10 protein-coding genes are annotated in these 13,991 nt (G+C 71.7%); 7 read left to right on the forward strand and 3 right to left on the reverse strand.

What is annotated here, in order from left to right:
• Window positions 1-155: 155 nt before the first annotated feature.
• Window positions 156-1,613 carry a lipopolysaccharide biosynthesis protein gene (locus tag NK718_RS14685; protein ID WP_254743705.1) on the reverse strand — a complete coding sequence of 486 codons (1,458 nt, stop codon included), beginning with the start codon at window positions 1,611-1,613 and terminating at the stop codon, window positions 156-158.
• Window positions 1,614-1,620: 7 nt separating this feature from the next.
• Window positions 1,621-2,592, reverse strand: a complete 972-nt coding sequence (locus NK718_RS14690; protein ID WP_254743707.1) for a glycosyltransferase family 2 protein — start codon at window positions 2,590-2,592, stop codon at window positions 1,621-1,623.
• 184 nt (window positions 2,593-2,776) lie between these two features.
• Between NK718_RS14690 and NK718_RS14695 the strand changes: the two genes are divergently transcribed.
• The 7 genes from NK718_RS14695 (at window position 2,777) to NK718_RS14725 (ending at window position 9,047) form a co-directional block, all read left to right on the forward strand.
• On the forward strand, window positions 2,777-3,739 hold the full coding sequence (locus tag NK718_RS14695; RefSeq protein ID WP_254743709.1) for a WecB/TagA/CpsF family glycosyltransferase: 963 nt from the start codon (window positions 2,777-2,779) through the stop codon (window positions 3,737-3,739).
• Window positions 3,736-5,025, forward strand: a complete 1,290-nt coding sequence (locus NK718_RS14700; RefSeq protein ID WP_254743711.1) for an O-antigen ligase family protein — start codon at window positions 3,736-3,738, stop codon at window positions 5,023-5,025. Before NK718_RS14695 ends, NK718_RS14700 begins: the two co-directional genes overlap by 4 nt.
• Entirely contained in the window at window positions 5,022-6,020 is a 999-nt protein-coding gene (locus tag NK718_RS14705) for a glycosyltransferase family 2 protein (protein WP_254743713.1), read from the forward strand. Before NK718_RS14700 ends, NK718_RS14705 begins: the two co-directional genes overlap by 4 nt.
• Window positions 6,020-6,967 carry a glycoside hydrolase family 16 protein gene (locus tag NK718_RS14710; RefSeq protein ID WP_254743715.1) on the forward strand — a complete coding sequence of 316 codons (948 nt, stop codon included), beginning with the start codon at window positions 6,020-6,022 and terminating at the stop codon, window positions 6,965-6,967. The genes NK718_RS14705 and NK718_RS14710 overlap by 1 nt, the downstream gene beginning before the upstream one ends.
• A 141-nt stretch (window positions 6,968-7,108) precedes the next feature.
• Window positions 7,109-7,234 carry a type B 50S ribosomal protein L36 gene (gene ykgO, locus NK718_RS14715; RefSeq protein WP_254743717.1) on the forward strand — a complete coding sequence of 42 codons (126 nt, stop codon included), beginning with the start codon at window positions 7,109-7,111 and terminating at the stop codon, window positions 7,232-7,234.
• Between the two features lie 159 nt (window positions 7,235-7,393).
• The gene (locus tag NK718_RS14720; RefSeq protein WP_254743719.1) at window positions 7,394-8,020 is read left to right on the forward strand and encodes a tetratricopeptide repeat protein; all 627 of its coding nucleotides are present in this window, start codon (window positions 7,394-7,396) and stop codon (window positions 8,018-8,020) included.
• A gap of 19 nt (window positions 8,021-8,039) precedes the next feature.
• A complete protein-coding gene (locus tag NK718_RS14725; protein ID WP_254743721.1) occupies window positions 8,040-9,047 on the forward strand; it encodes an alpha/beta fold hydrolase in 1,008 nt (335 codons plus the stop codon).
• Here the strand turns inward: NK718_RS14725 and NK718_RS14730 are convergent.
• A complete protein-coding gene (locus NK718_RS14730; protein ID WP_254743723.1) occupies window positions 9,004-13,833 on the reverse strand; it encodes an NAD-glutamate dehydrogenase in 4,830 nt (1,609 codons plus the stop codon). The two genes, NK718_RS14725 and NK718_RS14730, sit on opposite strands and share 44 nt — an antisense overlap.
• Window positions 13,834-13,991: the final 158 nt, after the last annotated feature.

Consider the following 13,991-nt stretch of genomic DNA (forward strand, 5'->3'; position numbering starts at 1 on the left):
ACATGAGCAGGACAACAAGAACGGTGGAGGGACTATGACGCTGGCGAAAGGACGCATCCTTCTCGACTACGCCCTCGCACTGGTGGCGCTCGGCGTCGTCATCGCCGTCACCATGCTGGTCCACGGCTGAACCTGACGGTCTCGCGCGGGACCGGTCACGCCGATTCCGCCGCGCCCTCGTCCAATCGACGCGCCCGGCGTCGCGCCAGGGCAGACGCTACCTCGCCGCGCAGGTTTCCCGGGTTGAACGCCAACAGGCCAAGGCCGTAGGCCGGCAAGGCGACCAGCAGACCCCACGCGAAGGCCGGCCACCCCGTCGCCTCCCGCCACGGCCACAGCGTCGCGGCCATTACGAGCGCCGCCAGCGCGATGCGCGCCGCCTCGCCGAGCGGCAGCGGCAGGCGAATGAGCCGCCGCCCCGCCGCGAAGCTTCCGGCGATGCCGAACACGTAGGTCAGAACCGTCGCCATGGCAGCGCCGGCCAGTCCGAAGCGCGGGATCAGCGCCAGGTTGAGCCCGACATTGACGACGGCCGTTGCCGCCAGCGCCACCGTCTGGCCGAGCGGCTTGCGCGTGAGCGAGAACGCGAAGCTGAAGAAGAAGGTCTCCAGCCCCTGCAGCACCGTCGCGGCGGCGATCCATGGCATAAGGGCGATGCCCCATGTGTGGAAGCGTTCGCCGAGCAGCACGCCGGTCGCGAACGGGCTCATGATGGCCAGCCCCGTCGCCACCGGCAGCGACGCGCCGAGCAGCAGCACGAACTGCCGCCGCAGCGCGGCTTCCGCCGCCGCCAGGCCGTCGCGCTCATAGGCGCGGAAGATGATCGGCGCGCCGGCCAGGTTCACCGCCAGCATCAGCACGTAGAGGCTCCGCGAGGCGAGGTCGTAGGGCGCGGCGTAGAAGCCGGCCGCCTCGGCCCCGAGCATCCAGGCGATGATGTACCGGTCGGCGAAGGCGATGAAAGCGATCAGCGCCCCGGCCAGCGAAAACGACAGGCCGTAGCCGCCGATCTCGCGCAGCCGCTCCCAGCTTACCTTTCGCCAGGCGACGAGGTGGCGCGTTTCCGCCAGCACCGGCAGCGCGCACAGCACGTAGCCGAGCACCGTGCCGGCGACGATGCCCTCCGCGCCGTATCCGCTCCAGGCGAGCGCCGAACCGACGACGCCGGCGACGGTCGTGCGGGTGAGCGACAGCGTGGCGTAGCGCGCCGGCCGGAAGCGCGCCTGCAGCCACGCGAGGCTGACTTCGCAGAGGGCGAGCGAGAGGAAGAGCGGAACGACGAGGCGGACGAGCCGCGCCGCCTCCGCCGGCAGGGGCGCGAAGGACGCGGCCGCCAGCGCCGCCAGCGTCACGGCCGCGACGCCGAGGTAGCCGGCGGCGACCTGGCTCATCAGCACGTCCTCGCGCTCGGCGTAGGTGGGGGTGAAGCGGATCAGCGCGTCGCGCAGCCAGAACAGAGCGAAGCTGTAGAGCAGGGTCGCCGCCGTGAAGGCGAGCGAATAGACGCCGTACTCCGAGGGGCTGACCAGCCGCGTGTAGGCGGCGATGGCCAGGAGCGTGATGGCCGACGCGCCGTAGCGGCCGGCGAGATAGATCAGGCTGCTCTTGAGCATGGCGCGGTCAGGAGCGGGACATCTGGAACGCGCCGGCGACGTAGCGGGCGATCAGCCGGCCTTGCAGCAGGCTGTCGGGATAGCGCCACAAGCCGACGCCGAGATAGACGAGGAAGTGGCCGAGCCGGCGCTGCACCAGCGCGTTGCGGGCGGCGCTCCAGTAGGCGTTGAGCTCGGCGAGGCGGCGGCGGGCGAGCAGTTCCTCGGTGGTGAGGTTGGCGCGGATCTCGGGGCGCGAGAACACCGCCTCGACCGCCTCGAAATTCGGGGCCAGCGCGGTGCCGCCGAGCTGCACGTTGGCTCCGGAGGGCCGCACCCGGTAGAGCGCCGAGACGAGGTCAGGCATCATCGCGAACTCGCCGAGCGCGGCGAGCCGGCACCACAGGTCCCAGTCCTCGCCCAGACGCAGGCGCGGATCGAAGCCGCCGACCGCGCGCGCGGCGTGGGTCCGCATGCAGATGGCCCCGCCGTTGACGATGAAATTGCGCCCGACGAGCTGACGCAGAATGTCGCGGGAGGGGAGGCGGGCCGGGTCGGGCCGGCCCAGCGGCCGACCGGAGAGGTCGATCTTGGCGAGCAGCGCCACCGCCGCGACGCAGCGCGGCCGCTCGTCCAGCGCCGCCGCCATGCGCTCCAGCGCGTCGGGCGTCAGCAGGTCGTCACCGTCGAGGAACAGGACGTAGGGAGCGCGGCATTCCGCGAGGCCCCGGTTTCGCGCGGCGCTGACGCCGCGGTTGGGAGTCGAAATGACGCGGATACGCGGGTCGCCGAGTCCCGCCGCGACCTCGGCGGTGGCGTCCGTGGAGCCGTCGTCGACGACGATGATCTCGATGTCCCTGAGGCTCTGGGCGAGCACGCTGGCCAGCGTCTCGCCGATGAAGTCGGCGACATTGTGGGCGGCTGTCACCACGCAGACGTGGGGCGGCGCGCCCCGCGCCGGCTCTCGGTCGCCGCCCGGTCCAGTCGTCGCTTCGCTCATTGGCCATCCTTCGGTTCGAAATGGTGCAGTGCGAAAATGCGGGCGTTCGATGCCACCAAACCCGGCCGTCGCGCATTGTCGGTCGGGAACGCTTCTCGCGGTCCTACCCGCTTGCTCGCTTCAACAACGCTCATGGCCCGGGATCGCTGCATGCGGCCGGGACGAAAACGGAGACGGCCAGAACATGTCCGGCGCGCCGCTGCCGAACCGCACTACCGACATATCCAACCTCGCTTGGCTCCCTGGGCCAGACCGGTCGGCGACGGACGTCTGGCCGCGCGGCAGCGCCGAGCCTCTGCGCGTCCGTGTCGGCGGCCTGCGCATCACCGTGCTGAGCCGCGCCGAGTGGGCGGAGACGCTGATGGACGACTGGCGCACACGCCGCCGGGTCGGCCTGCCGCCACGGCTGCTCACCTCGGCGAACGGCAACGTGCTGTCGCTCTATGCGAGCAATGCCCGGTTTCGAGCGCTGGTCGACCGCTTCGACGCGGTTGACGCGGACGGAATGTCGCTGGTGTTCGCCTCCCGCCTGCAGCCGGGCCCGGCGCTGCCGGAGCGGGTCGCCACGACCGACTTCGTGCACGATGCCGCGCGCGCCGGCGCGCCGCACGGCCTGCGCTTCTATTTGCTCGGCGCGCGGCCGGACGAGAACCGCGCCGCGCAACAGCGCCTGCGCGAACGCTATCCGGGCCTCGTGGTCGACGGGCGCGACGGCTATTTCAGCGACGACGAGACCAACGAGGTCATCGAGCAGATCCGCCTCGCCGCGCCCGACGTGCTGTGGATCGGCCTCGGCGTTCCGCGCGAGCAGGCCTTCGCGCTGCTGGCGCGCGACCGCCTGCCCCGCATCACCTGGATCAAGACCTGCGGCGGGCTCTTCGACTGGCTGGCCGAGAAGAACCCGCGCGCGCCCGAGGCCTTGCAGAAGGCCGGTCTGGAATGGGCCTGGCGGGTCTGGCTTGAACCGCGCCGCCTGTTCAAGCGTTACCTCGTCACCAACCTGCACGCCGTCTGGCTGATGGCGCGCTGCGCGCTTCGGCAGAGCCAGCCGCCCAAACCATCCGGAAAGGTCGAGAGACGAACCGGCATGATCCTCACCCTCCGCAGGCCGCGCGCGAAGGACCGCGCGAGGCGGACCGCGCGATGAGCTACGCGCTGCCCATCGGCGCTCCGGCCGTGGCGCGTCGGCCGGGGACGAGCACGCTCGAACTCGCGTTCCTGGTGGGTGGCGGGGTCGTCTTCGCCACGCAGGTGCTGCAGGTCTTCTTCCGGTCTGACATGGATTTCGGCGGCGCCAACGCCTCGCCCGCTGCGGCGCGCGTGTTCGCGGCGTTCTACGCCGGCCTGCTGGTGCTCTCCGTCGGCCGGCGGCGAGGCCTGACGGGCACGGCGCTGGCCGCCCCGCTCTTCCTCGTGCTGCTGGCGTTCCCCCTGGCCTCGCTCTACTGGTCGGTCAACCGCGGCGCGACGCTCTCGCCGGCCATCGCGGTGTTCGGCACCGGCCTGCTCGGCTTCTATCTCGCCATGCGCTTCGACATGCGCCAGCTGATCGTCGTGCTGGGCCTGATCTACGGTCTGGCCGGCCTCGGCAGCACGGTGCTGGCGCTGGCCGTGCCGAGCAAGGGCGTCATGGACGGCGTGTGGGCCGGGGCATGGAGCGGGCTCTACGTCCACAAGAACAGCCTGGGCGCCGGCGCGGCCATTGGCGCCGTGGTGCTCATCTACGCCATCGGGCTGACGCGCGGGCCCCTGCGCGTGTTCTTCATGGCGGCGCTCGCCGCGACGCTGCTGGCGCTGGTCAAGGCGCATTCGGCCACGGCTCTCGTCAACATGGCGCTGCTCGTCTGCGTCATGCTGTGGGCGCGGCTGGCGCAGAAATCGCCCGGGCGCACCATTCCGCTCACCCTCGCCGGGTTCGGGCTGCTGGCCCTGCTGGTGCTGGAAGTGCTGGTGGTCGACGGGCTCGACCCGTTTTTCCAGCTCGTCGGACGCAGCGCCGACATCTCCGGCCGCCTGCCCCTGTGGGAGATCACGCTGCAATATGTCGGGGCCCGGCCATTGCTGGGCTATGGCTACGAGGCGTTCTGGATCCCTTTCTCCTCGCAGGTGGAGTTCGTGGCCAGCGTCGTCCATTACCGGCCGTTCTATTCGCATAACGGCATCACCGAGACGCTGCTCAACGGCGGCGTCGTGCTGGTGGCGCTGGTGGTGACCGCCTACGTCGTCTCGACGGCGAGGGCGCTGCGCCTGCTGCTTTCGGGCGAACGGCGGTTCTACGCCACGTTTCCGCTGGTGTTCATGGCGTTCTTCCTGGTCGCCAATCTCACCGAGTCGCGCATCCTGTTCCGCAACGACCTGATCTGGACGCTGTTCGTCACGGTGGGGGTGATGCTGGCGGTGCGTTCGCGCGCCGCGCGGGCGCCGGCGCCATGAACGGGCTTTCGCCGCAGGGCGCGGACCGCGAGGTCCGCGTCGCCGTCTGCATGACGACGTTTCGCCGTCCCGAGGGCGCGGCGCGGGCGCTGCGGGCGCTGGCGGGCCAGGTGTTCCCGCGCAGCGGCGGCGCGGCGATCAGCGCTATTGTGGTCGACAACGACGCATCGGGCTCCGCCGGGCCGGCGGTCGAGGCGGAGCGCGCAGGCTTCCCGTGGCCGCTGCGCTACGCGGTGGAGACCCGGCGCGGCGTCGCCAGCGCACGCAATCGCTGCCTCGATCTCGTGCCGGAGGAGGCCGACTACGTCGCCTTTCTCGACGATGACGAGCGCCCCGTCCCGGAATGGCTCGACGAGCTGGTGGCCACGGCCCGCGCGCTCGACGCGGAGATCGTGCAGGGCCCGGTGCTGTCGGAACTGGAGGCGGGAACGCCGGACTGGTTCGCCCAGGGTCGGTTTCTGGAGCTCGGCCCGTTTCCGGAAGGCCAGACGCTGCAATGGGGCTATAGCGGTAACGTCCTCATCGCCACGGTCGTGCTGCGGCGGCTCGGCCTGCGTTTCGACGGACGCTTCGACCGATCCGGAGGCGAGGACCAGCATTTCTTCATCAGGGCGCTGCGGGCGGGCGTGGCGATCCACACCGCTCCGCGCGCCATCGCCTGGGAGAGCGTGCCCGCGAGCCGGACGAACCTCGCCTACCTGCTGCGCCGGCGCTTCCGCGTCGGCGCGACGCTGGCGCTGGTCAGCCGCATCGAGCGCGACGGCCCCGCCGCTCTGGCGCTGCGCGCCGGCAAGGGCGTGGCGCGCACCGGCCTCGGCCTCGCCCACGCGGCGATAGCCTGGCCGTTCGGCCGCCGCCGGCTGGCCGAGGCGTTGTCGGGGGCGGCGTTCGGGGCCGGCATGCTGGCCGGACTGGTCGGCTACGACAGCCGGGAATATGACACCATCCACGGCGCCACCGCTCCGGCGGTGGCCCCGCCACCGGAGGCTTCGTGATGCTCGACCTGGTCCTCGCCCTGGCGCAGCCCGCGCCGCCGGCGGTCGCCGCTCCGGCCGCGCAAGTGGAGCTGGCGCAGGCGCGCCCGCAGCCGCAGCCGCGCGCCATGCCGCCGGCGCCCGCCTCGCCGGCCGAGTTCACGTCGTCGAATCCCGACATCACCAAGGGGATGAGCCTCTCCTTCCAGGACGAGTTCGACGCGCCCAAGGTGTCGATCGGCCAAGGCGGACGCTGGAGCACGACCTATTTCTGGGGCGCGCGCACCATGGCGCCGAACAAGGAGGAGCAGCTCTACGTCGACCCCACCTACAAGACGGAGTCGGGCGTCACGCCCGGCATCGACCCGTTCGAGGTGAAAAACGGCGTGCTCTCCATCGTCGCCCGGCGCACCCCTGACAACCTGCTCAAGGACCTCGGCGGGATGCGCTACACGTCGGGCCTGCTGACCAGCTACCGCTCGTTCCGGTTCCGCTACGGCTTCGTCGAGTTCCGCGCCAAGATGCCGCGCGGGCGCTCGATGTGGCCGGCCGTGTGGATGCTGCGTAGCGACAAGGGCTCGCTGGGCGAGCTGGACATCGCGGAGGTGTTCGGCCAGCGCACCAATTTCCTCAACTCCACCATCCATGCGGTGGACGGGGGCGAGAAGCGCGCCGTGCTGCTGGTGCGTCGCGAGACGCAGGACCTCGCGGCGGATTTCCACATCTACGGCCTGCACTGGACCGAGCAGAAGGTGACTATCTATCTCGACGGCAAGGAGATGGGCTCGGCGCCCACCCCGGAGGGGCTGCGCGGGCCGATGTACCTGCTCGTCAACCTCGCCGTCGGCGGCAAGTGGCCGGGACCCACCAACGAGAACACGCCGGCCGAGGCGCGTTTCGAGCTGGACTATCTGCGCGTCTGGCAGAGCCCCGAGGACCGCGCCGCCAACCCGGGGGCGGGCGGCTGAGGCCGGGCTTCGCCGCCCCGCCGCTGTGGGCCGCGCCGGCCGCGCCCCATTTTGCGGCTTGATTTTGCGGGCTTCTCTCCCTAGAAGGGCCCGACGAATGCTCAGGTCCTCCGCGGCCGGATTGAACACGAGACGAGACCGATGAAGATCCGCAACTCCCTCAAGTCGCTGCGCACGCGCCATCGCGACAACCAGATCGTGCGCCGCAAGGGCCGCGTCTACATCATCAACAAGACCCAGAAGCGCTACAAGGCGCGCCAGGGCTGACGCCCGGCCGCAGCCAGGCTTCCGGTCGATCACGGGCAGGGCGCCTTCGCGGCGCCCTGTTTTCGTTCGTCTTGCACCCGCTCGCGCGGAGGTGAACGCGCGGCTTTTGACAGACGCGCGCCGCGCCCTACACTTGTCGGTATGAGGCGTCCGTTCTCCTTGCTCGCGCGTTCGGCCCTGCGGCTGGGCCTGTCGGCGGCTGCGCTCGGCGCGACGCTCGACCTCGCCGCCGCTCAAGCGGAAGCCCCGCCGCCATCGCGCGCGCGTCCGCCCGCGGCCGAGAAGGCCGCCCCGGTGCGCCCACGGCCCTTCACCCTCGACGACCTGTTCGCCCGGTTGCAGGCCACCAAGGATCCCGTCGAGGCCAAGGGCATCGTCGGCGCCATCGAGCGGCGCTGGCTGCGCTCGGGCAGCGACACGGCCGACCTGCTGATGAGCCGCGCCCTGGAGGCCTTGCAGGGCGGCGATCAGCCTCTCGCCATCGAACTGCTCGACCGGGTAGTCGCCTTTCAGCCCAACTGGGCGGAGGGCTGGAACAAGCGCGCCACGGTGTTCTTCATGATGGGCGATACGACGCGCGCCATGGCTGATCTCGAGCAGGTGCTGATCCTGGAGCCGCGCCATTTCGGCGCGCTGGCCGGCATCGGCGCCATCCTGCGCAACAATGGCGACGACAAGCGCGCCTTCGACGCCTTTCGACGCGCGCTCGCGGTGAACCCCCACATGCCCGATCTGAAGGAAGCCGTCGATCGCATGGCTCCCGACGTCGAGGGGCGCGACATCTGACCCGGGCCGGACCCGCCCGATGACGCTCCTCGCCGAACTGGCGGCCGGCGCCATCGTCACGCTTGCCGCCGGAGCGCTCTACACGGTCGGCTTCGTCGCCTGGACCCGTCGCGCCTACACGCCGGACGGCCGCTTCGTCGAGGTGACCGGGGGTCGGCTGCATGTCATCGACATTCCCGGCGCGCGCGCCGACGCGCCTGTCGTGGCGCTCTTGCACGGCGCGTCCGGCAACGCCCGCGACATGGCAATGGCTCTCGCCCCTTCGCTGCGCGGGCGCTACCGCGTGCTCGCCTTCGACCGGCCGGGCCACGGCTGGAGCGACCGGCCGGGCGGGCGGGCCGACGCCGCTCCCGCCCGGCAGGCGGCGCTGATCCGGGAGGCGCTCGGGCGGCTCGGCGTGCAGCGCGCCATCGTGGTGGGGCACAGCTGGTCCGGCGCGCTCGCCACAAGGTTGGCGCTGGATTGTCCGGAGCTGGTGGCGGGGCTGGTGCTGGTCGCACCCGTGACGCATCCGTGGCCGGGCGGCGTCTCCTGGTACTACGGACCGGCGGCGAGCGCGCTCACGGGCCGCGTTTTCACCGGTGCGATCGCCGCCCCGGTCGGTTCCGCCCTGCTGAAGCCTTCCGTCGCCAGCGTGTTCCATCCCGACGCGCCGCCGCCGGACTACGCCGCGCGCGGGGCCACGTGGCTGGTGCTGCGCCCGGCCGAGTTCCGCGCCAACGCGCAGGACGTGGCGGACCTGCTGGGCCACGTCACGGCGCAGTTCGAACGATACGACGAAATCGCGGCGCCCACCGCCATCGTACACGGCGAGGCCGACACCACCGTGTCGCCGACGCTGCATTCGCGCGCCATCGCGCGGCAGATCGCCGGGTCGCGGCTGACCCTGCTGGCCGGGGCGGGGCACATGCCCCACCATACCCACGCGGAGCTGGTCGCCGCCGAGATCGACGCCGTGGCGGCAGCCGCCTTCGGCGCGGGCGTCACGGCCGCACCAGGTCTCCCAGCAGGCTCGCCGCGACGGTGAGCTTCGAGAGCGTGAGCCCGGAGGCGGCGATGGTCTCGACATTGGCGAGCAGGCGTTCCGCCGCCGCGCCACGCCCCGCCGCCCAGGCCGCCACGGCTTCCGTCCCGGAGCCCCGCGCGGCGGCCGCCACCTCCATCGTCAGCGCCCGGTGGGCGGACTCGATGGTGGCCAGCGCGCGGTCGAGAGCCAGCCGGTCGTAGTAGTCGCCCGGCTTGACGTCGCGCGAGGCGGCGACGATCTCCGGCAGACGGGCCCGCGTCGCCACCGCGAAATGAGTCGCGGCGATCTCCGCGACAGGCTTTCCGGTGGCGGCCGAGACCATCACGATGTCGGGCGCGGCCTCCAGCGCCGGTAGCATGGCGATGCGTTGCGCCAACTCCTCCGGCACCCCCTCGCGCGACAGGTCGGCCACGCGGCGGGCCATCGCCGCCGCCAGCGCGGGCTCCAGCGTCCGCGGGAGGCTGGCGGCCACCTCGCGGATACCGTCCCGGTAGCGGCCGACGACGACGTCGAGCGTCTCGCTCGCCCAATCGATGTGGCGGACGAACCAGACCAGGCGCGACAGCATCAGGTCCTGCGCGGCGCGGTAGAGCCGCATCTGCAGCGCGCCGGGCACCTTGGCGTCGAGCGCACCGATGTCCTCGTCGAGCGATTGCAGGTCGTAGCTGTCGCGCGCCGCCGCATAGGCGCTGGCGACGCTTGGCGCGTCCGCCCCGGTCTGGTCGGCGATGCGCGTCGCCAGCGTCGGCCCGCCGCGGTTGATGATGGCGTTGGCGAGCTGGGTCGCGACGATCTCCCGGCGCAGCCTGTGGCTCGCCACCGCGTCCGGCAGGCGCTGGACCAGGGTCGCGGGGAAGTAGCGCGTCAGCTCGGTCGCGAGGTAGGGATCGTCGGGCACCGGGCTGGCGATCAGCGCGTCGTGGAGGGCGAGCTTGGCGTAGGCGAGCAGCACGGCGATCTCGGGCCGCGTCAGGCCCTCGCCTCTGCGCTGCCGCTCGGACAGGGCCGCGTCGTCGGGCAGGAACTCGACGCCACGGTCGAGCCGGCCGGCGCCCTCCAGCGCCTGCATCAGGCGACGGGCAAAGCCCATCTCCTCGACCCCGCGCTGCTCGGTGAGCGAGATCGAGAGCGTCTGCTGATAGTTGTTGTGCAGGACCAGCTCGCCGACTTCGTCGGTCATGGCGGCGAGCAGGGCGTTGCGCGCCGCCTCGTCGATCCGGCCCTCCCGCTCGGGCGCGGCCAGCGCGATCTTGATGTTGACCTCGACGTCCGAGGTGTTGACGCCGGCCGAGTTGTCGATGGCGTCGGTATTGAGCCGCACGCCCTTGCGGGCGGCCTCGATGCGGCCGAGCTGGGTGACGCCGAGATTGGCGCCTTCGCCGATCACCCTGGCGCGCACATCCGCCCCGGTGATGCGCAGGGCGTCGTTGGCGCGGTCGCCGGCCGCCTCGTCGCTTTCGGTCGAGGCGCGCACATAGGTGCCGATGCCGCCGAACCAGAGCAGGTCGACCGGCGCCTTGAGGATAGCGCGCATCACCTCGGCGGGCGTCGCCTCGGCGGCCTCGATGCCGAGCACGGCGCGCGCCTCGGGAGACAGCGGCACCGATTTCAGCGAACGCGAGAACACGCCGCCGCCCTCGGAGATCAGCGACGCGTCATAGTCGCGCCACGACGAGCGCGGCAGCGCGAAGATGCGCGCCCGCTCGGCGAACGAGGTCTCCGGGTCGGGGTCCGGATCGAGGAAGATGTCGCGGTGGTCGAAGGCGGCGATGAGTCGCGTGGCGCGCGACAGCAGCATGCCGTTGCCGAACACGTCTCCCGACATGTCGCCGACGCCCGCCACGGTGAACGGCGTCGACTGGATGTCGACGTCCATCTCGCGGAAATGCCGCTTCACGGCTTCCCACGCGCCGCGCGCGGTGATGCCCATTTTCTTGTGGTCGTACCCCTGCGAGCCGCCGGAGGCGAAGGCGTCGCCCAGCCAGAAGCCGCGCTCGATCGACAGCGCGTTGGCGATGTCGGAGAAGGTGGCGGTGCCCTTGTCGGCCGCGACGACGAGATAGGGGTCGTCGCCGTCGTGGCGCACGGTGCGCGGCGGCGGCGTCGGCCCGGCGTCGGCGAGATTGTCGGTAAGGTCGAGCAGCGTGCCGACGAACTCGCGGTAGGCGGCGACGCCCTCGGCCATCCAGGCCTGGCGGTCGCTCGCGGGCGGCAGGCGCTTCGGCACGAAGCCGCCCTTCGCCCCCACTGGCACGATGACGGCGTTCTTGACCTGCTGCGCCTTGACGAGCCCGAGGACCTCGGTGCGGAAATCCTGCCGCCGGTCGGACCAGCGCAGCCCGCCGCGCGCCACCTTGCCGAAGCGCAGGTGGACGCCCTCGACGCGCGGCGAGTAGACAAAGATCTCGTAGAGCGGGCGCGGCAGCGGCAGGTCCTCCACCCGCGCGCTCTCGAACTTGATCGCCAGCGTGCGCCGCGGCAATCCGTCGTCGCGCAGCTGGAAGAAGCTGGTGCGCACCGCCGCCTCGACCAGGTTGACGAAGCGGCGCAGGATGCGGTCCTCGTCCAGGCTGTCGATCTGGCCCAGCGCCGCCTCGATCTCGGCGCGCAATTGCGCCTGCCTGGCGTCGCGCCCGGCCTCCGCCTCGGGCGAGGGGTCGAAGCGGGCGTGGAACAGCGCCACGATGCGCTCCGCCGTGCCGGCGTGCTTCACCAGCGTCGACCACATGTAGTCCTGGCTGAACGGCACGCGCGCCTGCTGGAGGTAGCGCGACAGCATGCGCAGGATGGCGACGTCGCGCCAGCCGAGCCCCGCCTCGACGACCAGCGCGTTGAAGCCGTCCGACTCGGCGCGGCCGCGAAACAGGCTCATCAGCGCCGCTTCGATGCGCCCGCGCAGCCCGGAGAGATCGACCGCCTGGCCGGAGGCGCGCTCCAGCGCCATGTCGTACAACCACGCCGTGGGCGCGTCGGGCTCGGGCGCGCTGACGCGATAGGTGCGCTCGTTGAGCACGTTGAAGCCCAGGTTCTCGAGCAGCGGCACGCGCTCGGAGAGCGGCATGGGCCGGCCGCGGCTGAACACTTTCAGCGATACCCGGCTCGGCTCGTCGCCCTCGCGGCGGCCGATGCGCACCGCCTGCGGGCGCTCGTCACTCAGCCGTTCCAGCACGCCGATGTCGGCGATGGCGGCGGCGGGGCCGAACGCCTCGCGATAGCCGGCCGAGAAGGCGGAGCCGTAGCGGGCGGCGAGCGCGCGGGCGCGGCCGGCGTCGGTGGTCTCGAGCAGCGCTTCGTGCAGGGCGTCGCCCCAGGTGCGGGTGACGGCGTCGACGGCCGCCTCCAGCCGCGCGCGGTCGACCTGCGGCGTGGCGCCGCCGTCGCGCCCGATGATGAAATGCGTGCGCGCCAGCGGCCCCTCGGGATAAGCGGGGTAGGCGGCCGACACGCGCCCCTCGTAGAGCCGCGCCAGCACCTCGCCGATACGGATCCGCACGGCGGTGTCGTAGCGGTCCTTCGGCACGTAGACGAGCACCGAGACGAAGCGGTCGAACCTGTCGATGCGCGCCAGAACGCGGACGCGCGGCCGCTCGTAAAGGCTCAGCACGTCGGTGGCGAAGGCGAGCAGGGTGTCGACGTCGATCTGGAAGATCTCGTCGCGCGGGTAGCTCTCCAGCACGTTGAGCAGGGCGCGGCCGGAATAGCTCGCCTGGTCGAGCCCGGCGCGGCGGATCACTCGCGCCACCTTGTGGCGGATATAGGGAATTTCGGCCGTCGTGCTGGTGTAGGCGCTGGCCGTGAACAGCCCGACCACGCGCAGCTCGCCCGCCAGCCTCCCGTCCTGCGAGAACAGCTTGACGCCGACATAGTCGAGATAGGCGCGGCGGTGGACGCGCGACTTGACGCTCGCCTTGGTGACGATGAGCAGCGCCGGCTCCTCGAGGAAGGCGCGGATCTCCGGCGTCATCACCACGAGTTCCTTGCCGCGCTTGAGCACCCTCACGGTGGGGTTGGAGAGGATGCCGAGGCCGGTGCCCTCCACCGGGTCCGCCGGGATGTCGCCCTCCGGGAAGCGGTATTCGCGCACGCCGAGCAGGGTGAAGTGGTCCGAGGCCAGCCAGTCGAGGAAGGCGACCGCCTCGGCGATTTCGTCGGCCGGCAGCGGCGGCGGGCTGGTGCGATAGGCATGCACCGCCTCGGTGATGCGCCCGCGCATGGCGGCCCAGTCCCGCACGGCGACGCGCACGTCGGCGTAGACGCGCGCCAGCGACTCCGCCAACGCGGCACGGGTCTCAGGGGACAGGCGTTCGAGGTGGACCTGGATCAGGCTTTCGCGGCGAGTCCCGGCCTGCGCGCCGGCCAGCGCCTCGCCGGCAAACCGCAGCAGCCGGCCCTCCGAGTCGCGCTCCACCGCCACGATCGGGTGGGTGACGAAGCGGATCTCCAGCCCGCGCTCGGTCAGCTCGGCCAGCGTCGAGTCGAGCAGGAAGGGCATGTTGTCGTTGACCACCTCCAGCACGGTGATGTCGTGCTGGCGTCCGCCGACGCGGGCGGTGGCGTCGGTGAGGCGGATGTCCTCATGGCCAGGCGGCCGCTCGGCGAGGCGCGAGAAGGCGGAGGCCGCGAAGGCGGCCAGCGTCGGGGCCTCGTATTGCGCGAGGTCCTCCATCGCGACGCGCCCGAACAGCGAATCGACGAAGTCCGGCGGCACGGCGGGGTCGAGGCGCGCCAGCGCCTCCAGCACGGCGGCCGTCAGTACGCGGCGCTCATCCTTGTCGCGGATCAGCATGGTTCGGTTCCCTTCCCCCTGGATGGACGCGGTTGCGCCCCGGCCCCAAGGTGTCTCCACGGTGGCCCGGGCCCATGCTAGTCAGGCTCGAGGTGCGAAACCATGACAATGATCGGTGTCGGAGCGAGGAAAATGGCGAAGGACAGGCCGCAGACCGG

Origin of the sequence: Alsobacter ponti (assembly GCF_024294805.1) — a bacterium.
GTDB classification, from domain to species: Bacteria; Pseudomonadota; Alphaproteobacteria; order Rhizobiales; family Beijerinckiaceae; genus Alsobacter; species Alsobacter ponti.